Source organism: Hymenobacter sp. CRA2 (assembly GCF_002007105.1).
Classification (GTDB): Bacteria; Bacteroidota; Bacteroidia; order Cytophagales; family Hymenobacteraceae; genus Solirubrum.
Genome location: NZ_MVBC01000009.1, coordinates 97,809 through 123,617 on the forward strand (window position 1 = coordinate 97,809; position 25,809 = coordinate 123,617).

General features: G+C 66.2%; 12 protein-coding genes. 1 reads left to right on the forward strand and 11 read right to left on the reverse strand.

Going from position 1 to position 25,809, the window contains the following annotated elements; genetic code table 11:
* Positions 1-120: 120 nt before the first annotated feature.
* The 10 genes from B0919_RS15100 to B0919_RS15140 form a co-directional block, all read right to left on the reverse strand.
* A complete protein-coding gene (locus B0919_RS15100; protein ID WP_078013118.1) occupies positions 121-8,388 on the reverse strand; it encodes an FG-GAP-like repeat-containing protein in 8,268 nt (2,755 codons plus the stop codon).
* Between the two features lie 109 nt (positions 8,389-8,497).
* A complete protein-coding gene (locus tag B0919_RS25310) occupies positions 8,498-8,674 on the reverse strand; it encodes a hypothetical protein (protein WP_176133063.1) in 177 nt (58 codons plus the stop codon).
* Positions 8,675-8,706: 32 nt separating this feature from the next.
* Positions 8,707-9,069, reverse strand: a complete 363-nt coding sequence (locus B0919_RS15105; protein WP_078013119.1) for an STAS domain-containing protein — start codon at positions 9,067-9,069, stop codon at positions 8,707-8,709.
* A gap of 312 nt (positions 9,070-9,381) precedes the next feature.
* Positions 9,382-10,356 carry a bestrophin family protein gene (locus B0919_RS15110; RefSeq protein ID WP_078013120.1) on the reverse strand — a complete coding sequence of 325 codons (975 nt, stop codon included), beginning with the start codon at positions 10,354-10,356 and terminating at the stop codon, positions 9,382-9,384.
* A 140-nt stretch (positions 10,357-10,496) separates the two neighbouring features.
* Positions 10,497-10,844, reverse strand: coding sequence for a hypothetical protein (locus B0919_RS15115; RefSeq protein ID WP_139362154.1), 348 nt, complete (start codon positions 10,842-10,844; stop codon positions 10,497-10,499).
* Positions 10,845-10,908: 64 nt separating this feature from the next.
* Complete coding sequence (locus B0919_RS15120) at positions 10,909-12,744, reverse strand: MutS-related protein (RefSeq protein ID WP_078013122.1); 1,836 nt, start codon at positions 12,742-12,744, stop codon at positions 10,909-10,911.
* A 12-nt stretch (positions 12,745-12,756) separates the two neighbouring features.
* A complete protein-coding gene (locus B0919_RS15125) occupies positions 12,757-13,893 on the reverse strand; it encodes a hypothetical protein (RefSeq protein ID WP_139362155.1) in 1,137 nt (378 codons plus the stop codon).
* Positions 13,894-13,981: 88 nt separating this feature from the next.
* Complete coding sequence (locus tag B0919_RS15130; RefSeq protein ID WP_078013124.1) at positions 13,982-15,538, reverse strand: FAD-dependent oxidoreductase; 1,557 nt, start codon at positions 15,536-15,538, stop codon at positions 13,982-13,984.
* Positions 15,539-15,622: 84 nt separating this feature from the next.
* Positions 15,623-20,284 (reverse strand): PAS domain S-box protein, encoded by a 4,662-nt coding sequence (locus B0919_RS15135; protein ID WP_078013125.1) that lies wholly within the window; start codon positions 20,282-20,284, stop codon positions 15,623-15,625.
* Positions 20,285-20,473: 189 nt separating this feature from the next.
* Entirely contained in the window at positions 20,474-23,542 is a 3,069-nt protein-coding gene (locus B0919_RS15140; protein ID WP_139362156.1) for a CheR family methyltransferase, read from the reverse strand.
* A gap of 248 nt (positions 23,543-23,790) precedes the next feature.
* On the opposite strand from B0919_RS15140, the gene B0919_RS15145 reads away from it, so the two are divergent.
* Positions 23,791-24,840 carry a chemotaxis protein CheB gene (locus B0919_RS15145; RefSeq protein WP_176133064.1) on the forward strand — a complete coding sequence of 350 codons (1,050 nt, stop codon included), beginning with the start codon at positions 23,791-23,793 and terminating at the stop codon, positions 24,838-24,840.
* Positions 24,841-25,064: 224 nt separating this feature from the next.
* Here B0919_RS15145 and B0919_RS15150 read toward each other — a convergent pair whose 3' ends face one another.
* The gene (locus B0919_RS15150; protein ID WP_078013128.1) at positions 25,065-25,712 is read right to left on the reverse strand and encodes a response regulator; all 648 of its coding nucleotides are present in this window, start codon (positions 25,710-25,712) and stop codon (positions 25,065-25,067) included.
* Positions 25,713-25,809: the final 97 nt, after the last annotated feature.

Consider the following 25,809-nt stretch of genomic DNA (forward strand, 5'->3'; position numbering starts at 1 on the left):
CGCCTCGGTGAGCCGCCTAAGCAACGCGGCTTGAACGGCTTACATCGGCAAACGACAGCCCCAGCCGACGAGCTTAAAAAACAGCGAAGCCCGGCCGAGGGGCCGGGCTTCGCCTGAGGGTTATTGCAGTATCACCTGCCGGGTGAGCGGCGGCGCCCCGGCCACCTCGATGCGCACCGTGTACACGCCGGGCGGTAGCTGCGACGCGGCCACGGGCACCGCCGTGGCCGCGGTAGTCGGTAGCGGCGCCACTTGCGTGCGCACCGCCTGCCCCAGTGCGTTGTAGAGCGTCAGGCGTGCTTCGCGGGCCCCGGCCACGGCCGGCAAGGTTACCACAAACTGCTGGCGAGCCGGATTCGGGTGCACCGTGGCGGCCTGCAGGGCCTGCCCCGAAGCGGCGGCTGAAACCGTGCGCGGCTGGTTCAGTAGCAGCTTGATTTCGCTGCCGGCCGCGCTGCCCGGGTGGGCCACCATCAGGTCGAGGTCGTTGTCGCCGTCGACGTCGCCCAGGGCCAGGGCGCCGGGGCCGGTGCTGGTGGGCGCATCGGTGCTGCCGCTGAAGCTGCCGAGGCCGTCGTTCAGACGTACGCTGAGGGAATTGCCGGTGCCGTTCAGGGTGAGAGCATCCAGGTCACCATCGGCGTCCACGTCGGCCAGGCGGATATGGCCCGCTCCGGCACCGACCGCCACCGTGCGGGCAGTGGCGAAGACGCCGCTGCCGTTGTTGAGGTACGTTGCCAGGGCTCCTACCCCACCGGCCGTGTAGCTGACGGCCAGATCGAGGTTTCGGTCGCCGTTGACGTCGGCCAAGGCTACGCTGGTGGCGGAGCCGCCCACGCTCAGCTCGGTGGTGCCGCTGAACGCGCCGGCGCCGTCGTTGAGCCGAACGCTGACGCTGTTGCTGTTGCGGTTGGCGGCTACCAGGTCCAGGTCGCCGTCGGCATCCACGTCGCCCAGCACTACCGCGCTGGGCGCGCTGCCCACGGTCACCGTCGAGCCGTTGGAGAAACTACCCAGACCGTCGTTGAGCTGCACGGTAAGGCGGCCGGTAGTAAAATTGCTGGCCACCCAGTCCAGGTCGCCGTCGGCATCCACGTCGCCTAATGTCAAGGCGTTGGCACCGCTGCCGATGTACCAGAAGTAGCCTTGGCTAAAGGCCGCAGACCCATAGTTCAGGTAGCTAATGACGTAGGTTCCGCCGGCGTCGACGGTCAGCACGTCCAGGTCGCCGTCGGCGTCGATGTCGCCCAGGGCCACGGCCGTGGACTGGCTGTTCATCTGCATAATGGGCGCAGCCGCCGTGAACTGCCCGCGGCCGTTGTTCAGCCACACGTCGACGGCCCCGTAGCGCCCGGCCAGCATATCCAGGTCCCCATCGTTATCAAGGTCACCGAGCTGCACGCTCTGCGCACTCGGACCGCCGGTCCAGCTGCCGCCCGCCGCAAACTCGCCCTGCCCCGTGCCGCCGGTAGCGGCTGTAAACTGGTACACCCGCTTGCCGACGGCGTTGCCGCTGGTAGTTTGCACCGTGGCGGGCACCACCACGCTGATTTGCTCGCCGGCCACGAAGGGCTGGGCCGGCGGCAACGACAGCGTGCGGTTGTTGATGGTGGCCAGGTAAGGCCGCGCCCCCCGCACCTGCGCGCTGAACATGCGTACCCGGTTGGCGGTGGCGGGCTCGATGGCCTGCGCGAAGACGATGGTCACGGCGCTGTTGCGCGCCACACTGTTGGCGTTGGCCGCGGGCGTGACGCTGGTAATGGCCGTGGGCTGCGTCACGGTGAAGCTGGCCGCCGAAGCGGCGCTGCCCGTGGGCAGGACTACGCTGATGGGGCCAGTGGTAGCGCCGGCCGGCACCGTAGCGGTGATTTGCGTGGCAGAATTCACCGTGAAGCTGGCCGCCGCGGTGTTGTTGAACTTCACCTGCGTGGCGCCGGTGAAGTTCCGGCCCGTGATGACCACGCTCGTGCCCACCGGCCCCAGCGCCGGCGTGAAGCTGGTCACGGCCGGCACCGGCGCTGCTTCGTTGAAGACGATGCCAACGCTGTTGGCACCGCGGTCGGCCGTTACGAAGTCCACGTCGCCGTCGCCGTCCAGGTCGCCGGTGGCCATGTCTATCGAGCCGCGGCCAATGGCAAAGCGCAGGGGCGCCGGGGTAAACGTGCCGCGGCCGTCGTTGAAGTGCACCTCCACGGCGTTGTTGGCACTATCCACCACCAGCAGGTCCAGGTCGCCGTCGGCGTCGATATCGCTCAGCGAAGAGCTGTACGGGTAGCCCGCCACCGGCAGATCGGTAGCGACAGAGTAGTTGCCCTGCCCGTCGTTGACCCGGATGCTGATGGTACCCGGATCCGTGGTGTTAAAGTGCCCGTTGGTCACCACCATGTCCACGTCGCCGTCGGCGTCGATGTCGCCCAGGGCCACGTGGTAGGGACTATAGCCGGTGGGCAGGCTGGCCGGGTTGCTGAAGTTGGCCTGCCCATCGTTGCGGAAGGTCCACACGGCCGGGCGGGTCGTATCGATGAGGATCAGGTCCAGGTCGCCGTCGTTGTCGATATCGGCTAGCTGCGCTTCCGACATCGAGCGGGGGTTACTGCTGACGGCGAGCGGGGCTGTGCGGTGCGGGCTGAAGTGCCCGAGGCCGTCGTTGAGGTAAGTCGAGCTGTTGCTGCCCCCACGGATGATGGCGCCGTTGGCAGTTACCAGGTCCAGGTCGCCGTCGGCGTCCACGTCGCCGGTAGTAATGTTCATGGGGAAATCCGCCACAATCAGGCTGTCGCGGCCGGTGAAGTGCCCGCGCCCGTCGTTGCGCCGGATGGCTACGCTGCTGTTAACCGAGAAGCTGGCCAGCAGGTCCAGGTCGCCGTCGTGGTCGATATCGGCTACCGTCAGTGCGGTGTGGTTGTTGGACAGCGCATTGGAGAAGTCCTGCAGGCTGCTGACGCGCACTGTGTCGGAGGGCGTAAACGCACCGTGGCCGTCGTTGCGCAGAATCTCCACCCGGTTCATTTCGTTGTGGCCCACCAGCATGTCCAGGTCGCCGTCGGCGTCCACGTCGGCCAAGCGCACGATGTAAACGAAGCTGTACAGCGGCAAGGTGGTGGCGCGCGTGTAGTAGCCACGGCCGGTGCCGGCGGCGGCGGCCTTGAACTGGTACACCTGCTTGGCTACGCCGCCCGTGCTGCTGTGCAGGCTGGCCGGCAGCGTCACGCTCACCTGCTCGTCGGGCGCAAAGCCCGGCGTAGGCGTTACCGACAAAGTGGTGGAGCCACCGCTGGGCGCCGCGCTGCGGTACCCCACGCGCTGGCTGCTGAATATGCTCATGCCCGCCGCCGAAGCCGCCGTGATGGGTTGGGCAAAGGTGGCCGTTACCGGGCCCGTGCCCGGCGCCGCCGTGGCATTGCGCGCCGGCGAAAGGGCCGTAACGGCCACCGGCACCAGCACCGTGAACGGCGCGGGCGATGAGGCCATACCAGCCGCATTGGTCAGCGTGACGACGCCCGTGCTGGCACCTGCCGGTACCACGGCCGTCACCTGCGTAGCCGAATTGACTTCAAAGCTGGTGGCCGGTACGCCGTTGAAGCTGACCGCGGTGGCGCCAATCAAATCCGAACCCTTGATAAGTACAGCCGACCCCACCAAGCCGCTGGCCGGAGCCAGGGCCGTAATAGTAGGCGGCGCAATGCGCTGATTCAGCCACAGGCTTATCACGTCGCCGCGCACGCTGTTGGTGTCGCGGGCCGAAGTCAGCAGGTCCAGGTCAGCATCACCGTCCAGGTCGGCGGCGGCCAGGGCTTCGGTGCCGAGGCCGGTCGGCAGGGCGGCCGTACCGCCAAACGCGCCGCTGCCGTTGTTGAAGCGCAGGCTTACGTTGTCGGTACCGGAGTGGCTGACCAGCAGGTCCAGGTCGCCGTCGCTGTCGATGTCAGCCACGACCAGCACTTTGGCCGGCCCCGCGAGCGGCACGGTGCCAGCGGGCCCAAACGCGCCGCTGCCGCCGTTGAGGCTCACGCTGGCGGTGTTGCCGGCGTTAGCCGTTACGATGTCCACGCTGCCGTCGCCGTTTACGTCGGCCACGGCCAGATCGGCGGGCGTGGCGCCCACGGGCACGTCGGGCCCGGCGAGGAAGTAGCCCGAGCCGATGTTCAGCCGCACGCTCACGTTGTTGCTGCCGGCATTGGCACTCAGCAAGTCCAGGTCGCCGTCGTTGTCTACGTCGCCCAGCTCCACGGCGGTCGGTTGGCTGCCCACGGCTATCAGGGCCGCGGGCGTCAGCGTGCCGCTGCCGTCGTTGAAGCACACGGTAGCTTGGTTGCTGTCGTAGTTGGCTGTTACCACGTCCAGGTCGCCATCCGCGTCCATGTCGCCCACGGCCAGGTCGCGCGGGTTGCTGCTCAGGGCGGTAACCACCGGAGCGCCAAATACACCGCGCCCGTTATTACGGCTTAGCAGCAACGAGTTGGTAGCAATGGAGCCACTACCGTAGTGCGCCACCAGCAAATCAAGGTCACCGTCGGCGTCCATATCGGCCAGCACGACGGCGGCCGGGTTGAGCAAGGTGGTCAGGTTGACAATGCCGGCGAAAACGCCCGTACCGTCATTGAATCGAATGCTTACTGAATGGCTGTTGGCATTCACCACGGCCATATCCAAGTCGCCGTCACCGTCTAGGTCGCCGGTGGCAATGCTCCTCGGACCGGCCTGCACCTGCGCCTGGCCCAGGCTGGTGTACACGCCACGGCCGGGGCCCGTAACCGCCGCCGCAAACTGGTACACCTGCTTCGCCACGGCGCCGGTAGCGCTGCGCAGGGTGCCCGGCACCGTCACACTGACCCGCTCGCCGGGAGCAAATGGACGCGTCGGGGCGAAGCTCACCGCCGTGGTGCCTCCACCGCTGTAGCCCCCTGCCAAGCGGCCGTGCTGACTACCAAATGCCACCAGCCCGGATGCCGTAGCGGCGGTAATCGGTTGGGTGAAAGTCGCGGTTACGGCGCCGCCGACGGGTGCCGTCAGGCTGTTGCGCCCCGGAGCCAGCGTGACGATGGCCACGGCGGGCAGCACCGTGAAGCTGGTGGCGGAAGTGCTGGTGCCGTAGCGGGAAGTCAGGCTGATGGGGCCCGTGCTGGCGCCGGCCGGCACGGTCACGGCCAGCTGCGTCGGGGAGGTGGCAACGAATTCCGTAGCCGGCGCGCCGTTGAAGCGGACGCTGGCCACGTGCTGTAAGTTGAATCCTGTCAGCAGCACTCCCGTGCCGGCGGGGCCGCTGCTGGGCGTAAAGGCGCTGATGGCGGGTGCAAAGGAGGCGTTTTCGAAAACGCTCACGGTGTTGCTCGTGCCGTTGGCCGTCAGCAGGTCCAGGTCGCCGTCGCCGCTGACGTCGGCCAGGGCCAGGTCTTCGGCTACGGCGCTCAGCCGCACGGTAGCTGCAGGCTCGAAGCTGCCGTTGCCAGCGTTGAACAGCAGGCTGGCGGTGGCGGGCGTGGCCGAACTGACTACCACCACATCCGGGTCGCCGTCGGCATCCAGGTCGCCGACTTGCAGGCTGCGGGGCTGAGCCCCCACTGCCAGGGTTACCGGCGCGGCAAACGCGCTGCCGTTGCCGCTGTTTAGCAGTACGGATAAGGCGTTGCTGGCCGCATCGGCCGTCAGCAGGTCCAGGTCGCCGTCGCCGTCCAGGTCGGCCAAGCGCACTTTGGTGGGCTGCTGCCCGGCCGTAGCAATACTGCTGGCGCCCGAAAATGCGCCGCGGCCGTCGTTGTAGCGCAGGTATACGGCATTGGTACCCGTGCCGCCGGCCACGGCCAGGTCCAGGTCGCCGTCGTTGTCCACGTCGCCTAAGGCCAGGTCCGCTATGCCGGCGCCCACGGTAAGCAGACCGGTACTGGCTGCCGAGAAGCTGCCGAGGCTGTTGAAGTACACGGCCACCCCGCCGTAGTATTGGTCGACGGCCAGCAAATCCAGGTCGCCGTCGGCGTCGATATCGGCCAGCACCGGCGCGCCAAAACGGCCGCTGCCGGCCACGGATGCCGTACCGGAGAACGTGCCGCTGCCGTTGTTCAGCCGGATGCTTATGGTGCCGTTGGGGCTGCTGGCCACCAGGTCCAGGTCACTGTCGCCGTCCACGTCGCCTAAGGCCACGTACTGCGGGGCAGTGCCCAAGGCCACCGCGGCACTGCCGCTGAAGGAGCCGCTGCCATTGTTGAGCCGAATGCTGACGGCCTGTGAGGCGTAATCGGCCGTTACCAAATCCACGCTGCCGTCGCCGTTGACGTCGCCCGCGGCCACCGAGCGAGAGTCGTAGCCCACGGGTACGGACGCGCCTGAGCTGAAATTGCCCTGCCCCGTGCCGCCCACAGCGGCCGTAAACTGCAGCAGCTGCGGCGGCAGGACGGGGTTGCCGCCCGGCCCCCGTAGCCCCGAGGTGATGCTTACGCTTACGGCTTCGCCGGGTGCGTAAGGCAGCGTGGGGGTGAAGGACAGCGAGGACGTGCCGCCGCCCGTGCGAGTACCCGCCCGCAGGCCCTGCAGGCGGTTGCCGTACACGCGCAGCTGATCGGCCGTGGTGCCGGCTATGGGCTCGGAGAAATTCACCGTCACGCTGCCGGTGCGTGACACCGCGGCGGTATTGCGCGCCGGCTGCACGCCGCTAATGGCAATGGGTATCAGCACGGTAAAGCTGGTGACTGATGTAGCCGTTCCCAAGGGCGTAGTTACCGTGACCGGGCCCGTGGTGGTGCCCGGCGGCACCGTCACGGTGAGCTGGCGCGGCGAGTTGAGCACGAAACTCGGGGCGGGCGTGCCGTTAAACGACACGCTGGTGGTACCCACCAGGTTGGTTCCCGTCACGGTTACCGAGGTACCAATCAAACCGCTGGCCGGCGACAGGCCGGTAATGGCCAGGGGCACGCTGGCTTGGTTGAGGGCAATGCTGGCCGTGCCGTTGCCGCTGGCGGCCACCACGTCCAGGTCGCCGTCGTTGTCCACGTCGGCCAGGGCCAGCCCAAAAGGCCCGGCGGCGGTCAGCGCGCCCGCGACGCTGGCAAAGGTGCCCCGACCGTTGTTTTGCAGCAGCACGGTGGTGCCGTTCAAGATAGTGGCGAGCAGGTCCAGGTCGCCGTCGGCATCCATATCCCCGAAAGCCACGGCCCCGGGGCCGGTGCCCACGGTCAGCTCGGTAGTGCCCGAAAACGTGCCAGTGCCGTTGTTCAGGCGCAGGCTCAGCGTACTGCCGCCCGCATTGGCCGTTGCCAGATCCAAGTCACCGTCGCCATCGATATCGGCTACGGCCAGGTCCTCGGGCGTATTACCCACGCTTACGCTGCCGGCGTTCGAGAAGCTGCCGCTGCCGTTGTTCAGGCGCAGGCTCACCGTGTTGCCGGTGAGCGTGAGCAGGTCCAGCGAGCCGTCGTTGTTCACGTCGGCTAGCAGCAGCTTGCGCGGAGCCGTGCCCACCGCCACGCTCCCGGTGCCGCCGAATACGCCAGTGCCGTTGTTGAGCCGGATGCTGGCCGAATTGGAGCCTTGATTAGCCGTCACGATGTCTAGGTCGCCGTCGGCGTCGATGTCGCCCAGGGCCACCCCGACGGGGTTCGTGCCCACCGGCACCAGCTGCGCCCCGCTGATAAAGCCCGCGAAGTTGCCGGCGCCGTCGTTGTAGCACACGTTGGCGTAGCCGGTGCCGCCGTTGTTCGGCGCGTCGGTCACTACCAAGTCCAGGTCGCCGTCGTTATCCACGTCGCCCAGCGTCAGGCCCGAGGGCTCACCGCCAGCCAGCACGGTGCGCACCGTCGGAAAGGCACCGCTGCCGTTGTTGAAGCGGACCCCGGCCGAAAAGAAGTCGCTGGCGGACACCAGGTCCAGGTCGCCGTCGTTATCCACGTCCCCTACGGCCATGCCGCTGGTGCCCACCAGGGGCACACTGGTGGTATCGGCGAAGAAACCGCGGCCGCTGCCACCCGCCGCGGCCGTAAACTGATACACCTGCTTGCTGATGCCGCCACCGGCACCCTGCAGGGCGTTGGGCAGCGTGACGCTGATCAGCTCACCCGGCGCAAAGCTCTGCGTGGGCGTAAAGCTCAGCAGGGTGCTGCCGGCCGCGTAGCTGCCGGGACGCAGCCCGCGCAACTGGTTGCCGTACACGCGCATGGCCGAACCGGAAGCAGCAGTAATGGCCTGCGTAAAGCTGGCCGTAACCGGACCGGTGCGCGCCGCACTGGTTGCATTGCGAGCAGGATTGCGGCTGGTGAGTACCGGCGCCTGGGCCCGCGCCGGACCGGCTGCCAATGCGGTAAGTCCGCAGATAAGCGAAACAGCCAGCGCACGTGAGCCGGCACCCCGCCGGCCGAACACGTCCGCGCGGGGCTGGCTCCCGAGAGTAGAAAAGGGCATCAGAAAGTAGCGTAAAGAACTAAAAACAAGTCAAGCGTATCCGTGCTAAGCCAATAGCCGAGAATACCGCTAACAATATTATTAAATAGTCGGGTAGCTATACATCCGTTTAGCAATTTTTAAAGATCAGGTTAATATGTAATGCTTGCTCCTGACCAATAACCCTATAAATGGTCAGGATTTTGAACAGCTTCCAAGCCAAGGCTTCAGAACCCGACGGGCCACTTTCGGTGCTATAAGGCACAGCCTTGCCCCGCACTACCACAGGTTCGGTAGTGCGGGGCAAGGCTGTTGGGCGCAGGTATCAGGCGGGCGGTGTCAGGAGGCGCGCCGGTTGGCAGGCAGGTGGCAGTACCGCTCGGCGTCCAGCAGCGTGGACACCACCGGCAGGCGGGCCGTCGTCAGGCGTTCCAGCTCGGCCTGCACCGTTTCGTTGAGGTGGCACAGCACTAGGCTCATGCCGTGCCGCGTAAGCTTGCGGTAGTAGTAGAGCAGCAGTTCGGCCGCATCGGGGGGCAGGTGGTGCAGGTGGCTGCAATCCACCCATACGCTGGATTTTCCGCTGCGCGCCGCGCGGCGCAGAGCCCGATCCAACGCTTCCTCGTGGTCAAGGGACGGCGGTATGTCGTCGGCCAGGATCAACAAGTAGCTTTCCGGTAAGATTTCGCGATAAACCTCCATGGGTTTAAGAAACAATAGGTGTGTTGGGGGTAACCAGCAGCACTAAAGGGTGGAGGTGGCTGCGACGCGGAGCGGAAAAAAGAACCTTCGGGAAAACAGGTTGACGATTCTTCAGCCAATCCAACGCACCGGATTTTATCCAATGCAGTCTTGGTTCGGTTAAGCTAATATACGTATCCGTTTGAGGTTACATATAAACTAGACTATTGAAATTCCGCCAATTACGTATCGACCGAAGTAACAATACGGCAAATACGCACCGCTTTGATTTAAACAGTCTTAACGGCTATATGTAATCTTCCTGGCACTCTACTACAGCAGCACGTCGCCTACGGGCTCGATTTTGGGCGGCAGGGCGGTTTCGCCAAGCATTTCGCGCAGATCAATTTCAATGGTGCGGCACAGCGCCTGCATCGGCACGTCGTTCATCTGGTTTTCGAAGGGATTTTCGCTGGTGTGCCCCACCACTTCGATGGTCTGGAACACCCAAGCTACTAGAATGGAAGCAGGCACGGTAAGCCACACCAGACCCGGGCCCAGGTCATCGAACTCGTGCAGCAGGCCCAGGGGCAGCATCAGGGAAAACACGCTCACGAACAGGAAGCTATAGAAAGCATACTGCCGCGGAAAAGGTGTGTTTTTGATTCGCTCGCAGCCGCCCTGCAGGTCAAACAGCTTTTCGAGCGTGCGCATCATGTTTACGTGCTGAAAGTCGTTGAGCAGGCCCCGCTCCTCGCGCAGGCTGCGCAGCTCGGCGGCCTGCTTGCGCAACAGGTGCACCGGCGGGTTGGCCCGCTGGCGCATAAACTCCGACTCGTCGGGCGACAGGAATGGAGCTACCTCGCCGTCCCAGAGTGTATCGCGCTGCTGGCGCAGCTGCAGGCGTAGGGCGTTGCACCAGGCAATGTGCCGGTAGATCAGCCGACGATGCCGCTCCGTCAGCTCGACGGCGGTGGCCGGGAGCCGCAACTCGGTCAGCTCGGGCGCGTCGACGCGGGAGGTAATGAACTCCAGCGCCTGAATGGCCCAGGTGCGGCTGGTATTGACGATGCCGCCCCAGATCTGGCGGCCCTCCCAGAACCGGTCGTAGGAGCCGTTGTTCTTGAACCCGATGTAAAACGCAACGGCCGTACCCAGCGTGGCCACGGGCTGCCAAGGAATGGCCAGATGCCGGAAGCCGCTGACGTAGAACCAGCACACTACCAGGTTGTAAATAGTCAGGATGAGGACGCTGCGCCAGGCGCTGCGCCAAATGATGCTCCAGCGGAGGTTTTGTCGGATGTACATGCGGCAGCCAGCGGAGTATAAATTTCCGTTGAGCGTACTCTGTACGAAGAAAAGCGCAAAGGGTACAGCCTGCCCCAACAAGCGCCCGGCCCATCCCCGTCAGAGGTTGGTCCGGGCATTACCCCGCCATCATTTTGTTGCTAATCGACGGTAAAACCTAATGCCTGCACCGCGGCTACGTCCTGGTCGCGCACGAGGCCATGGAGCACCAGCCCGCTGGTGCAGCTGCAAGCCAAGCACAACGACGGTGCGTTATCCTGCGTGGCCTGCGCCTGGTAGAGGGTGATGTTACGCTGGCTGAGGTAGGCCGTAGCAGCGCTTACGAGGTCCTGGCTGCTGCGGGCCTGCCCCCAGGGGTCGGCGCAATACGTCTGCACGTACGACACGCTGGCCGTGATGCCCAGGTTCTCCTTGTTTTTGTCGTCGCTGCAGCTGCCGAGCAGAGCCAGGCTGGTAAGGACCCAGGCTCCCAAAGACGTGATTCTCATAGTACAAGAGGTTGGCGTTCAACTGCAGGATGCCCACGGTGCTCCTTTAGGTTGCATGCTCACCTCATCGCGCGAGGTCGGTACCGATGCCCATGAGCTGCATCAGCTTGCTGGCGTTGAATTCGCGGCACAGGCCGGGCGTGAGGCGGTAGTCGAACCGAATTTCGTCGCCCACAATGTCGCTGTTGAAGCTGTAGTTGGTCAGGAATCCGGCCAGCTCCTGGGCCAGGTCGCCCAGCTCCAAGTCGTGGGTGCTGACGAGGCCGCTGGCGGGGCGCCGGTGCAGCTGCCGGATGAGGCCGCGGGCGCCGTCGTGCCGGTCGCGGGAGTTGGTGCCCTTCAGGATTTCATCGAGCAGGAAAAACACCGGCTGGCCGACTTCGGTCAGGTCGAGCAGCTGGCGCAGGCGCTTCAGCTCCGCGTAGAACGAGGACGTGCTTTCGGCCAGGTTATCCTGGGTGCGCATGGCCGTAAACAGCTGCATAGGCCCGATGCGCAACGCCTGGGCGCACACTGGGCCGCCCGCCAGAGCCAGCACGGCATTGACGCCCACGGTGCGCAGAAAGGTGGTTTTGCCCGACATGTTGGAGCCCGTTACCAGCCCGGTGCGGCCGGCGCCTTCGGTGGCAAAATCATTGGCTACGCGCCCGGCGTTGAAGATGAGCGGATGCGCCAGTTCTTCGGCCACAAAGGTAAGCGGGGCGTCGGCCAGCACCGGCACGGCCCACTTGGGCTGGGCATACTGCGTGGCAGCCAGGCTGCTCAGCGCTTCTACTTCGGCTACCACTTCCAGCCAGGGCTCCAGCTGGCCGCCGAGCTGCCGGCGCCACCGCTCCAGCCGCCACATCCAGAAAAAATCCCACAACAGCAGGTTGTTGGCGAAGAACCCGGCCAGGGTGCTCCAGCGCAGGGAGAAGTTCTGCGCGATGCGCGCCAGCAGCGCCACGTAAGCGGAGGCCGGCAACCCGCGGGCCAGCAACTGGGCCCGCAGCTCGGCTAGCCGCGGCGTCTCGCACGGGCGCGCTTCCAGGTGGCGGAGCTGGTCGCGGTAGGCGCGCAGCACGTCGTACATATCCATGCAGCGCTCAAACACAGCGTCGCGCTCCTGCCGGAAGCGGTAGTTGAGGCCGTACATCAGCAACAGCGGCACCAGCGCCAGCCAGCCCGACCAGCCCGTGAGCCACAGCCCAATGCCGACCAAGGCCACCGGCGGCAGCACCACCAGCGCGGCCAGCACCCAGCCGCGGCCCTGATAAAAATCGGGCTCGTGCATCCAGGCCAGGAAAGGGCGTGGGTCGTCGGACTGCTTCGGGAACTGCCGGGCGCGGGCCTGCCAGTGCTGCCGCCACGCTACGTCGGGGGCCAGTTCGGCTACGGCCTGCTGCCGGGCGTGCAGGGTCGGCAGATCGGCGGGGGCCTGCAGCCAGCCGGCCAGCCTGTCTTGCCCAAGGCGCGAGGTGGAGCGGCTCACCAGCTGAAACAGCGAGTGCGCGCCGAACACGTCGAGGTCGGCGGTGTAGGGGTGCGCGGGGTCCTGGTACCGCTCGCCGGCATCCAAGCCGTTGAGCTTGCCGGCCAGGCGCTCCAGCTCTTCCTCGTTGATGAGGCGCAGCAGCTGGCGCTGCCGCAGCTGGTAGCCCACGCGGCCGTGCCAGCGCATCACCACCAGAAACACCACGTAGCAGCCCACCAGCCAAGCCAGGCCCGGCAGGTTCTGGTCGTGCCGAAACAGCCACCAGGCCCCTCCTGCCCCGGCCAGAAACACGGCCACCCGCAGCCAGCCGATGGCGCTGTGCCGGCCGGCGAAGCGCCGCTCCTCGGCGGCATAAGTGGCGAGGTTATCGGTGAAGATGTCGCGCGGCTCGACGGTGAGCGGGCGGATGGTAGTGGCAACGGGCATACAGCAAAGCTACTACCGCCGGGCCGTCGGCCGGGCCAGGCGCCGTAGCGGGCTGTCGGGGCGCAGGTAGGGCAGCAGCTCGGCGGCGCTGAATGCGGCGAAGAACTGGTGGTTGTAGTTTTTCCACTCGAAGTTCGACAGCTCCTCGAACTCGACATTGTGGTGCAGCTGCACGGTGTCGCCGCGAATGAACATGGATTCGGGCGCGAATACCTGCGCGTTCAGGCCGGCTGCCGACTCAGCGTCCACCCCGCCTTCGTCGCGGATGTAGCCCCGAATCTGCTGGTGCAGGCGCCGGTCGCCTTCGGTCAGAAACGCTTGCTGCCGCTCCGGGGCTATTTCGCCGAGGATGTCCAGTTCGAAGCCCGTGACCAGATCCACGGTTACGTCCTCGTAAGTGGTGTTGACGTTGGCCCCCACCGACTCGGAGCGGAACGTCAGGCTCAGCAGGCAGTTGTCGCGGTACCCGACTTCATAATGCAGGTCGTGGTAGCCCTGCGGATAATCGGCACCCAGGTTGTCGTGCTCTTCCTTCAGCTCGGCCAGGCTTAGTTCGGCCACTGTCTCGATGGCAAAGCGCTGCCGCAGCCGCCGCGTCACGCCCGCATCGGCGACGCGCACTACGGGCACGGCGTATTCGTCGAAGTAAGTGCGCTCGGTGAGCTGTAGCTGGCAGAGGCGGGGCTGACTACCGTCGGAGCGCCGGAGCTGCACGGGCAGTGGGGCGCGCCTGCCAGCGTCCTGCCACGTGCCGCCAAGGGTGCCATTCGCAGCCAGCTGCAGCCGGAACACGCCCGTAAGCCGGGCTTCCGCCGAGCCCGATTCGCGCAGTAGCAGCTGGCCATCAGGCTGCCGACGGCCCCGCAGCGCCAGCAGCTTGCCCTGCGAGAGATAATAGTACTGCCCGCGCCACAGCGTGTCGGCCTCTTGGCGCAGTTGCACGCGCACCGCGTACCGCCCGCCGATGGTGCCTTCATAGGTGCCACTCCATTCCGCCGGCATAACCTTGGTTTGGGGGGTGCCGGGCCGAGCAACAAGCGGTGCCGCCTCGGTAGCGGCGGGTGCGGTGGTGGTACGGTCGTTGGGGGCGTTACAGCCGGTTAGAGCAGCGGATAGCCCGACCAAGGGCACAATAAAACGCAAAAACATACGCAGCGACGGGAAATAGCGCGGCAATCTAAAGAGTTGCTGTGCTATTTCCCGTCGCTGCGTATCGGCGTTGCTTATAGGGCGGTTCTTACTCCAGCTTGGGCAGGCCCGAGGCAGCGGGGCCGTTCATCAGTTCGCCGTAGGCCGAGAAGCGGGAGCCGTGGCAGGGGCAGTCCCAGCTTTTCTCGGCGTTGTTCCAGTGCACCACGCAGTGCAGGTGCGGGCAGATGGCCGAGCACTCGTGGGTTTTGCCGGTAGGGTCACGGTACACGGCTACTTTCAGCGGGCCGCGGCCGATGACGGCACCGGTGCCGGGCTGGATTTCGTCCTCGCTCTTCACGTCGCCGCCGGTGAGCAGGTCGGTGTATTCGAAGGCCACGTTCAGGTTTTCCTTCACGTACTCCTTCAGCGAATCCGGCTTGGCCGTTACGCGGCCGGGGTCGTAGAGCTTGGCCCAGGGATTTTCGCGCTTCTGAATCAGGTCGGTCACAATCATGGCGCCCAGGGTGCTGTGCGTCATGCCGTGGCCCGAGTCGCCGGTGATGATGTACACGTTGTCGGAGTCGAGCGGATTGCGGCCGGCGTAGCCCAGGCTGTCGACGGGCTCCATCACCTGCCCCGACCAGCGGAACTCCACCTGCTGGGTGGTGGGGAAGTTCTGGCGCGACCAGTCTTCCAGGCAGCGGAACCGCTCGTCGTAGTCTTCTTCCTGCCCGGTTTTGTGGTCTTCGCCGCCCACGATGAGCAGGTCGTAGGCGTCGCCGCTGCCGGCGGGCTCGTGCACCTCCTGCAGGCGGATGTAGTGGTACGGATCGGGTGTGTCCCAGTACAGGGCCTTGGTCACCGAGCCCTTCGGAATGCGGAAGGCCAGCGCGTAGGTGCGGTAGGGGTGCTGCTTGGTGTGCATCACCACCAGGTCGTTGAAGGGCGTGTTGGTGGCCACCACGATGTGCTGGGCCTTCACTTCCTGCCCGTTTTTGGTTACCACGCGGGCGTTGTCGCCGCCGTGTACTTCGCTCACGCGGGTACGGGTGAAGATGCGCCCGCCACCGCGCACGATGGCCTCGGCCAGCCCGATGGCGTAGCGCACCGGGTGAAACTGGCCCTGGTTCGGGAAGCGCAGGCACTCACCGGTATGAAAGCCCTGCGTGCGCGAGTTCTTCAGACGCTCCACCCCCGTGAGGCCAGCGCGGTGGGCGGCCTCCAGCTCGTCGTCCAACTCTTTCGGGTCGCCGTCCTTGGGCAGAAACAGGAAGCCGTCGAGCCGCTCAAAGTCGCAGCTGATGTTCTCGGCGCTGGCAATGGTTTCGATGCGGTCGATGGCGGCACCGTGGCTTTGGGCGGCCAGGCGGGCGCCGTCCTTGCCGAAGAGGCTTTCCAGGTGGTAGTACCGGTCGTCGAGGGCGTTGCTGAGGTGCGCGGTGGTGCGGCCCGTTTCGCCCGACAGGATTTCGCCGTCTTCGAGCACCACCACGCTGCGGCCTTCGCGCGTGAGCAGGTAGGCCGTGGTGAGCCCGGCCAGCCCGGCACCCACCACCACCACGTCGGCGCTGGTGTTGTCGGTGAGCGGGGCAAAGGAAGGACGTTCAGCAGTGGCCAGCCACGAGGTTGTGTTGGCGCCGGAAGTTTGGTCAGGAGTCTGCATAGGCCGCGAGGAATTGGGTGAACGGCTTTTGCTTACGCCCGGCGGCGCGGCAGGTTCGTACGGCCGAGCTTGCCGGCCAGGGCCTTAACTCCCCTGGCCGGCTTCCGTGCCCAGCGGCAGCTCGATGACGATGGTGGTGCCGCGCCCCTGCATGGAGCGAATGGTGAGCTGCCCGCCCAGCAAACTCACGCGGTTGCGGATGCCCGTCAGGCCAATGCCGCCGCGCTTGCGGGTGGCCTCTTCCACGTCGAAGCCCACGCCGTCGTCCTCCACGCTCACGTGCAGCTGGTCGTCCTGCTGCTCCACGTATATGAAGGCCTCGCGGGCCTCGGCGTGCTTGATGACGTTGTTGAGCAACTCCTGCACGATGCGGTACACGGCCGTTTCGAGCAGACGCGCCAGGCCCGGCGGCAGCTCGCCCACGTTCAGGTGCACGTTCAGATTCTGCTTCGGGATGCGCTTGCAGAGCTCTTCCAAGGCCGTTTTCAGGCCAAAGTCCTCCAGGATGTTGGGCGTCAGCTCAAAGGAAATGGTGCGCGTGGCCTTGATGCCCTCGTTGAGCAGGCCCAGCGCGGCGGCGCGGTGCGCTTCTTCCACGGGCTGGTTGTAGAGGTGCAGCTTGGCCGCGTACAGCAGCTGGCCCACGCCGTTGTGCAGGGCCTCGGCAATGCGCTTCCGCTCGTCTTCCTGGGTGTGCATGATGGCGCTGAGCACCTCCTTCTCCCGCTGCAGCCGCAGCTTGGTGGCCTCTTCCATCAGGCGGTTGCGCTCGGTCACGTCGCGGATGACGCCGAGTACCCCGGCCACGGCCCCGGCCGCGTCGCGCAGGGGCACGAAGGCCGCGTCGAAGAAGCCCTCGCGCCGGCTGAAGGGAATGTTGTAGTAGGTCTGGGCCTCGCCGTCGAGCGTGCGCCGCAGAATGTCGCGGTAGCGCTGCTTATCGGCCACCGCCACCGCCTCGAAGATGTTGTGCCCGAGCACGGCGGCGCGCGCCACGTGCAGGTACTGCTCCATCAGGTAGTTCCACTCCGTCACGCGCAGATCGGTATCAAACACCATGATGCCCTCCTGGATGTTGGACACCAGCCCGTGTAGGAAGGCCGCGTCGGCGGCCAGCTTGGCGTTGGCCTGGTGCGTGTCGGTCACGTCGATGCCGAAGAGCACGCCCGTTTCCCGCTCCTCGTCGAAGAAGCCGTAGTTCTGGAAGTACACCTGCTCGCCGTCGCGGCGCGGCGGCTCGCCCACAAACTGCACCTTCTCCCCCATCAGCAGCCGCTGAATGTAGTCGGTGAGCTGCGGCCAGGCCTCGAACACGTTGCGGCCGTTCAGGGCGTTGTCGGCCACGCCAAGGCGGCGCAGGCCCGCGCCCACCACTTCCTGCAGGGTGCCGTCGGTGCCGATGCGCGAGAGTACCACGGGCATGGTGCTCAGGATGTGCTCGAGCAGGCGGTTTTTGTAGCCCAGCTCTTCCTGAGCCATGCGGCGCTCGGTCACGTCGCGGATGAGGCCGGCCAGGCGCTGGGGCTGGCCGGCGTCGTCGTACTGCACCTGCCCGCTGGCGGCCACGTAGCGCGTGGTGCCATCGGCCCACTGAATGCGGTGCTCCAGCTCGAAGGGCACGGCCTGGCGGATGGAGTGCGTGAGGGCCTCGGTGACGGCCGCCGCATCGGCCGGGTACAGCGCGTCGCGGATGGAATTGAAGCTCTGGCGACGGTCTTCGTAGGAGCGGCCGAAGATGGCCTGGGTGCGCTCGTCCCAAAACAGCTCATCGTTCTCGAAGCTCCACTCGAACACGCCGGTGGCGGTGGACTCCAGCGCCAGCCGCAGGCGCTCCTCGCTTTCGCGCAGGCGCTGCTCGGCCAAGATGCTTTCGGTCACGTCGCGGGCCACGCCGGCCACGCGGCTGGGGCGGTTCCGGTCGTCGTAGAGGCCCTGCCCGCTGATGCGCACGTGGCGCCACATGCCATCGGCAGGGCGCTGCACGCGCACGTTCAGGGAAAAGGCCAGGTGATTCTGCAGGCTGAGCCGGATTTGGGTTACCGCGCCGGGCAGGTCCTCGGGGTGCACGCGCTGGCTGAGCTCGGGGGCCGGGTAGCGCCCGGCGCCGGCCGCAAAGCCGAAGATTTCGGCCGTGCGCGCGTCGATGGTGACTTCGTGGGAGGCCGGCTCCCAGAGGCCCACGCCCATGTTGGCCGCGTTCAGGGCTGCGCGCAGCTGCTCCTCGCTCTCGCGCAGGCGCTGCTCGGCCAGGTGGCGCTCGGTCACGTCGCGCACCACGCCGCTCATGCGCACGGTGGTGCCATCCTCGCTGGCCATGAGCTGGCCGCTGGCGGCGATGTGGCGGATGGTGCCGCCGGGGTGCTGCACGCGCACTTCCACGTCGAGGGGCACGTTGCCGGTGGCGGCGTGCCACAGCGCGGTGCTGGCCAGCTCCACGTCGGGCGGATACACCACGTTCATCAGCTCGTCGAAGGTCAGCTCGCCGTTCTCCGGGGCTACGCCCAACATCTGACAGGCGCGCTTGTCCACGTAGAAGCGCTGGGTGTTGAAGTCCCAGATGCCGATGCCCATGTCGGCGGCCTCAATGGCATTTTTCAGGCGCGTTTCGCTTTCCTGCAGGCGCTGCTCGGCCAGCTTGGCGTCGGTCACGTCGTTCATCACCCCGGTGCGGCGCACGTACTGGCCGGTGACGTCGGGCAGGGGCGCGGCCACCGTTACCACGTGGCGCAGCTCGCCGTCGGGCCGCACCAGCCGGAACTCCACCTGCCGGGGCGAGGTGTCGGCTTGCTCGCTGGTGAGGGCCCCGAGCACCCGCGCCAGGTCGTCGGGGTGAATATTGGCCGCCACTTGGTCCAGCGGGATGGGGTTCTGCGTGTAGGGCCAGCCGTACATCTCGTGGATACGCTCGTCGAACAGGGCTGTGCCGTCGGACAGGTCCCACTCGCCCACGCCCAGGTGCGCGGCCTGCACGGCGTGGCGCAGGCGCTCCTCGCTCTGCTGCAGGCGCAGGCGCGAAAGGCGGCGCTCCGTCACGTCGCGCACCACGCCGGCGGCCTGGGTAAGCTGCCCGTGCTCGTCGGTAATCATCTGCCCGGCGGCCCGCACGTAGCGCACGGTGCCGTCGGCCCACAGCAGGCGAAAATCGGCGGAGAAGGGCTCCTTGGTTTCGCCGCAGCGCTGCAGGGTGCTGGTCAGCCCGTCGTAGTCGTCGGGGTGGGTGCAGGCAATGACGTCGTTGACGCTGAGCTGCACTTCCTCGGCCGGGTACCCGTAGATTTCGGCGGCGCGGGCGTCGAGGCGCACGGTCCAGCTCACAAAGTTCCACACGGCCAGGCCCATGCGGGCGGCGCTCATGGCCGAGCTGAACTGCTTCTGGCTTTCCTGCAGGCGCGTAACCATGCGCTGCTGCTCCGTCACGTCGCGCCACACGATGTGCATCAGGGGGGGCTGCTCGGCCACGGTGATGGGCGTGAGCACGGCCTCCACCCAGATGGGGCGGCCGTCGAAGTGCTCCATCTGGGCCATGCAGCGGAACGAGCCCTCGCGCAGGGCGGCGGCCGTGTTTTCGGCAAACCACTCGGCGGTGCGGCGGCCGTTGGGCTGCACCTCGGGCGTGCGTACCCAGGCCGGCTGGCCCAGCAGCTGCTCCCGGCTGGTGGCCCCGAGCAGGCGCAGGGCGGCCGCGTTGCAGTCGATGTAGGTGGTGCCCTGCATGAGCAGGGTGGCGTCGGTGCTCTGCTCGAAGATGGTGCGGAAGCGCGTTTCGCTTTCGCGCAGGCGCTGATCGAGCTGCTTCTGCTCGGTGATGTCGCGCCATACGGCGTGCATCAGCACCTCGCCCTCCACGCGCATGGGCGTGAGCACCACCTCCTGCCAGATGGCCGCGCCCGCAAAGCTCCGGCGCAGCCACTCGAAGCGGTAGGAGCCCCGGCGCTGGGCGGTGTCCTGGGCTTCGCGCATGCACTCGGCCGAGCGGGTGCCGTTGGGCTGGTACTCGGGGGTGAGCAGCAGCACCGACTCGCCCACCACCTGCTCGCGGCGGGCGGCGCCGAGCATGGCCAGGGCCGCGCGGTTGCAGTCGACAAAAACGGCGTCGCGCACGAGCACGGCTGCGTCGGCTGATTCCTCGAAGAGGGCCCGAAACTTCTGCTCGCTGGCGGCCAGCTTGCTGATGGCCTGGCGCCGGGCGGTGTCGTCGAAGAGGGCCAGGCGGCACTGATTCGCGCCCAGCTCCGCTTTCAGGCGCACGCCTTCGAGCAAAGCAAAGAAGGTGCTGCCGTCGGGGCGCTGCAGCTCCAGCTCGTGGCTCTGGGGCACATCGGAGGTGAGCACGCGCTGCAGAAAGGCGTAGAAGTGCGCCCGCTCGTCGCCGATGGGCACGAACTGGGCAAAGCGCCGGCTGAGCAGGTGGCTCCGCGGCGTGCCCAAAAACTGGCTGGCGCGCAGGTTGATCTGCACTATGGTGCCCAGCGCATCGAGGGTGCAGTAGCCGATGGGGGCAAACTCGAACAAGTCGACAAACTGCTGGTGCAGCACTTCGCGCTCGGCCTGGGTGGAGAGCAGCTCCTCGTACTGCATTTCCAGCTCGATCTGGTGCACCTGCAGGTCCTGCACCAGCCGGCGTACGTCGGCGGGCGTGAGGTTGGCCACGTCGGCCGTGACGAGGTTGCGGCGGTCCTCGGCCTTGGCGCGCAGCTCGTCCATGCGGCGGCGCAGGGCGTCTTCTTCGGCGGGAGTCTGCTCCATAGCGCGTCGGGGAAGTCGGGAAATGGGCCAGACGACGTGCGGCGGCGCGTCAGGTGGTTAAAGATACTGGATTAAAGCTGGGCAAGCCCGGACAAAAACAAGCTCCCCGGCCCTGTATACGAGGGCTCAGGCAAGTAACTGCGGCAGTAGCCTGGCAGCGTCCGGGCGGTAAGTGAGCCGGCGGCCCGGCTATTCGTCAATCCGCGTGACGCCCAGCAGCAGCTGGCCCGTGCGGGTGCCGCCGCTGACGATGTGGCGGCCGTAGAGCTGCAGGCGCCGCGGGCCCAGGCCGGGCAGGCGGGTGTGCACCGCCAGGTCGTCGAAGCCTTCGCCGGTTTCCAGGGTGTGGCGCAGGGCCTGCTGCAGCTCGGGCAGCTGCCAGGCCCCGCGGCTGAGCTGGGCCAGCGGTAGCCCCCTGGCCTGGTCGATATCGACCTGGAACACTTGGCCGAAGGCCCGGTTGAGGGCGAGTACCCGCCAGTCGCGGTCGAGCACCAGCAGCGGGTCGCGCAGGTTCTCGATGATGCTTTCGGCCAGGGCGCTGCTGGCCTGCAGCTGCTGCTCCAGGTTCTTGAGGGCGGTGATGTCGATGAAGGTGATGACGGCCCCGCTGATGTAGTTATCGAGGGTGCGGTAGGGCAGAATGCGCATGGCAAACCACTCGCCGCTGTGGGTCTGGATGTTCGTCTCGATGCTCACCAGGCGGCTGAGCACCTGGCGCACGTCGTCGACCAAGCCCTGGTAGCGCAGGTTGGAGGCGAAGTGCGTGAGGGGCCGGCCCAGGTCGGTGGGCAGCAGGCTGATGATGCGCGACACCGGCGGGGTGAAGCGCTTGATGCACATGTCGTTATCGAGGAAGATGGTGGCAATGTCGGTGGCATCGAGCAGGTTCTTCATGTCGTTGGCCGCCTGGCTTAGCTCCTCTGTCTTGCTCAGGTACTGCACGTTCAGGGTCATCAGCTCCTCGTTCAGGCTCTGCATTTCCTCCTTGTTGGTCATGGCCTCCTCGTTGGTGCTCTGCAGCTCCTCGTTGGCCGATTGCAGCTCCTCGTTGGTGCTCTTGAGCTCCTCCAGGGAGGATTCCATTTCCTCCACCGTGGTTTGCAGCCGGTTCTTGGTGTACTGCAGCTCCTTTTCCAGGGCGGCCACCACCGAGTCGCGGGTGAGGCTTTCCGGCTGCGGCCCCTGCTTGCGCTGCCGGCGCGAGGTGGGCATGTCCTCGAAAGCCACCAGCAGCAGGCCGGCCAAATCGTCGGGCGCGTCGAGGTACTTCACCGTGAGGCGCACCAGCTGAAAGCCGCCCTCCACGCGCAGCTTCACGTTGTCGACCACCACGTCCTCGTGGTGCAGGTGGGCGCGGTGCACGGCCCCGCTCAGCTCGAAGCCCATTTCCTCGCGGGCCATTTCGAACACGTTCATGCCGCCCAGGCCGGGGGCCGGCTCCAGGTAGCGCCCGGTGCGCCCGTTCACGAACAGGATTTCGCCCTTCTGATTTATCACCACCGCCGGCGGCGTGAAGGTGCGCAGCAGCATTTTCTGGATCAGGGTCACAAACTGGCTTTCCTTGCGCGGCGGGGTGGTGTGCATGGCGGGCGGGGTGCTGATGATGGGCGCCGTGGTGGCCCGGTGCGAAAGCGAAAACGAGAAGTTGGAGATGCGCGCCAGCGAGTAGGCTACGTCGTTGCGGCGCGAGATTTTCCACTTCATGTCCAGCGGCGTAAACAGCGACTGGAAGCCCGTCATGTTCTCGGAGGGGCCGAGGAACAGCAGGCCCTCGGGGTTCAGGGCGTAGTGAAACACGGGCAGCAGGTTGCGCTGCAGCTCGCTGCTGAGGTAGATGAGCAGGTTGCGGCACACCAGCAGGTCCAGCTTGATGAAGGGCGCGTCCTTGTTGATGTTGTGCAGGGCGAAGACGACCACGTCGCGCACGTCCTTGCGGATCTGGTAGCCGCCCTCCACCTTGGTGAAGAAGCGCTGCAGCCGCGCCGGGCTCACGTCGGCCTCGATGTTGGGGGGGTACACCCCGGCCCGCGCGTAGTCGATGGCGTCGCTGTTGATGTCGGTGGCAAAAATCTGCAGCTTCAGGTACTTGGCCGGCAGCTCATCGAGGCACTCCTGCAGCACCATGGCCAGGGTGTAGGCCTCCTCGCCGGTGGAGCAGCCGGGGGCCCACACCCGCACCAGCGCATCCACGGGCTTGTCGCGCAGCAGCGGCAGCAGGTAGCTTTTCAGCGCGTCGAAGGCCTCGAAGTCCCGGAAAAACTTGGTCACCCCGATGAGCAGCTCCTTGAACAGCAGCTCCACCTCGTGGGCGTTTTCCTGCAGCAGGCGCACGTACTGGGCAAAGTCGCGGATCTGGTGCGCGTTCATGCGCCGGTCGATGCGCCGGAACACGGTGTTGCGCTTGTAGAGGGAGAAGTCGTGCCCGGTCTGGGTGCGGATCAGCAGGAAGATCTTCTGCAGCGCGTTGGTGGGCTTACTGTCGCTGACGCGGCTGGCGGCATTGGGGCGCTCCTGCGGCGGCTGGCGCACGTATTCCAGCAGCTTGGCCGGCAGCTCCTCGGCCGGCAGCACGAAATCGACAAACTCGGTGGCCACGGCGGCGCGGGGCATGGCGTCGTACTCGGCCGAGAGCGGGTCCTGTGCCATGATCATCCCGAAGTTTTCCATCACCATCTTCAGGCCCACCGCCCCGTCGGAGCCCATGCCGGAGAGGATGACAGCCACGGCGCGCGCGCGCGCGTCCTTGGCCAGGCTCTGCAGAAAATAGTCGATGGGCAGGCGGTGGCCCGGGGCCTGGCCCGGCGGCAGCAGCAGCAGCTGCCCGCTGAGCAGGCTCAGGTCGCGGTCGGGCGGCAGCACGTACACCGTGTTGGGCTGCAGGCGCATCCCGTCCTCGATTTCGTACACCAGCATGTTGGTGAACTGCTGCACCACCTCGGGCAGGTGACTGCGCTGCCCGTGCATCAGGTGCACCACCACCACGAAGGCCATGTCGGAAACCGCCGGCATGTGCTGAAAAAACCGCTCCAGGGCCTCGATGGAGCCTGCCGAGCCGCACAGCGCCACGATGGGAAACCGCTCCGCCGCCTGGGGCAAGGTGACCAGCAGGGCGCCGGCGTATTCTTCGCTCAGGCTGTCGTCGTCCTGGGTGATGAGCGGCTCCGAGGCCGCGGGCCCCTGGCCGGGGCCGGGCAGGGCCGGGCCGTTGGGGTCCGGGAGTTGGTCGGGGGCTGAATCGGGAGCGGAGTGGGCCATGGCACGCAAAAAGGACCAGCCGGTAAGCAGGGCCGCGAAAAGGGGTAAGCTGAAGTAGGAGCCCGGCAGCAACCACAGGCACTCCTTCAAAGGTACTTTCTTGGCCACGAAGTTGGCGCGGGGCAGGCGGGCAGATGATTTGCGGGGCTGCAGCAGCTACTTTTCCCGGACCACGTATAGAAGAATGGCCGCCGGCTTTTGCCGCGCTCCGGCGCCCACAGTTGCTTCTTACCTCCTTCCTTCTTCCTGTGGACGTACACCCCAGCATCATCGTCATCGGCACCTCGGCCGGGGGCATGCCCGCCCTGACGCGCCTGGTGGCCCAGCTGCCCGCCGGGCTGCCCGCGGCGGTGCTCGTGGTGCAGCACCTGGCCGTCGATTCGTCGGGCGAGTTTCTGGTGGCGCGCCTGGCTCAGCACACCGCGCTCCGGTGCCACCTCGGCACGCATCACCAGCACCTGCAGCCCGGGCACCTGTACCTGGCCCCGGCCGACCGCCACATGCTCGTTAAGGGTGAGCACCTGCTCATCACCAAGGGCCCGCACGAAAACCACTACCGCCCAGCCGCCGACGCGCTGTTTCGCTCCGCGGCGGCCTCGCACGGCGGCCGCGTCATCGGCGTGGTGCTCACGGGCATGCTCCACGACGGCACGGCCGGGCTGGACTTTATCCGGCGGGCCGGCGGCACCACGGTGGTGCAGGACCCGCACGATGCCGAATTCCCGAGCATGCCCGAAAGCGCCCTGCGCAACGTCTCGGTCGATTACAAGGTCCGCCTCGACGAGATGGGGGCGCTGCTGCTGCAGCTGGTGCAACGCCAGCACGCGGCCCCGACGAACATTCCCGACGACATTATTTTGGAAGCCTCAATTGCGGAACGCGTGGTGGGAACGGTAGAAGATGTTAATCAGCTCGGGCACCAGGTGCCCATGACCTGCCCCGACTGCGGGGGCAACCTCTGGGAAATGGCGCACGGCGAGGTACACCGCTACCGCTGCCACACCGGGCACACCTTCACGGCCGCCGCCCTGCTCGACTCTACCCAGCACCAACTGGAAGAAAGCATGTGGGTGGCCCTGCGCATGCTGGAGGAGCGCAAAAACCTGCTCAACAACATGGCCTCCCGCGGCGAGGCGCCGGGCGCCAAGCTGCAGGAACAGCGCGTGGAAGAGCTGAAAACGCACATCGACCGGCTACGGCAGTTTCTGCTCAACGGCTCCATCGGTGGCCCCCGCACCCATGAGCGCAACACCACGGTGCAGGATGGCCCCACGGAACAAGGCAACGGGCTGCAGTAAGGCGCCAGTCACCGAAGCAGCCGCTATGGCGCTGGGCTACGTCTGAAAAGTCGTTTGAAACCCACTGACCGTCATGCTTCGACTGCGCTCAGCATGACGGTCAGTGGGTTTTCAGCCATGCGGGAAGAGACAAGGTCCTTTTCGGACACGGCCCGATACCAGCGCGGCCCCGGCTACTGATAGCCGGGGCCGCGCTGGTATCGGGCCGGTAAGTTCTGTGCAGCTCAGGCCAGCAGGCCGTTTTCCATGGCGTACTTGATGAGCGCGGCCGTGTTTTTGGCCTGGGTTTTCTCGATGATGTTCTGCCGGTGCGTCTCGATGGTACGCTTGCTGGTGAAGAGCTTGTCGGCAATTTCGGCGTTGGTGAGGCCCTCGGCAATGAGCTTGAGCACCTCGGTTTCGCGGTTGGAGAGGTCGGAGGGCCGCTTGGCGCCCGGCGGCGGGCTCACCGGGCCCTGCACCAGCTTATTCAGCATACCGATGCCGACTTCGGTGCACAGGAAGGCCTTGCCGCCCGCCACCATCCGAATGGCGTGCACGATTTCCTCCTTGCTGGCATTCTTGAGCACGTAGCCCAGCGCACCGGCTTCCAGCACCTGGTGCACGTATTTCTCGTGGTCGAGCATGCTCAGGATGAGGATACGCACGTCGGGGAACTGGGCGCGCAGCAGCGGAATGGCCTCGAACCCGGACATTTCGGGCATGTTCAGGTCCATCAGCACCACGTCGGCCGGCGTATCGGGGAGCGTATCCAGCAGCTCGCGGCCGTTGCGCGCCTGGCCCACCACCTGAAAATCAGGTATGTCGGCTAGCAGGGCCTGAATACCATCGCGGATGATGGTGTGGTCGTCAACGAGCATCAGGCGAATCATAGGCACAGGTAGTTAAGAGTCAGCGAACGGCTATGCGGGTTCAACATTAACGCCAAACATTGGCGAATGGCCTGCCTGCGGCGAAGATTCAGCAGTT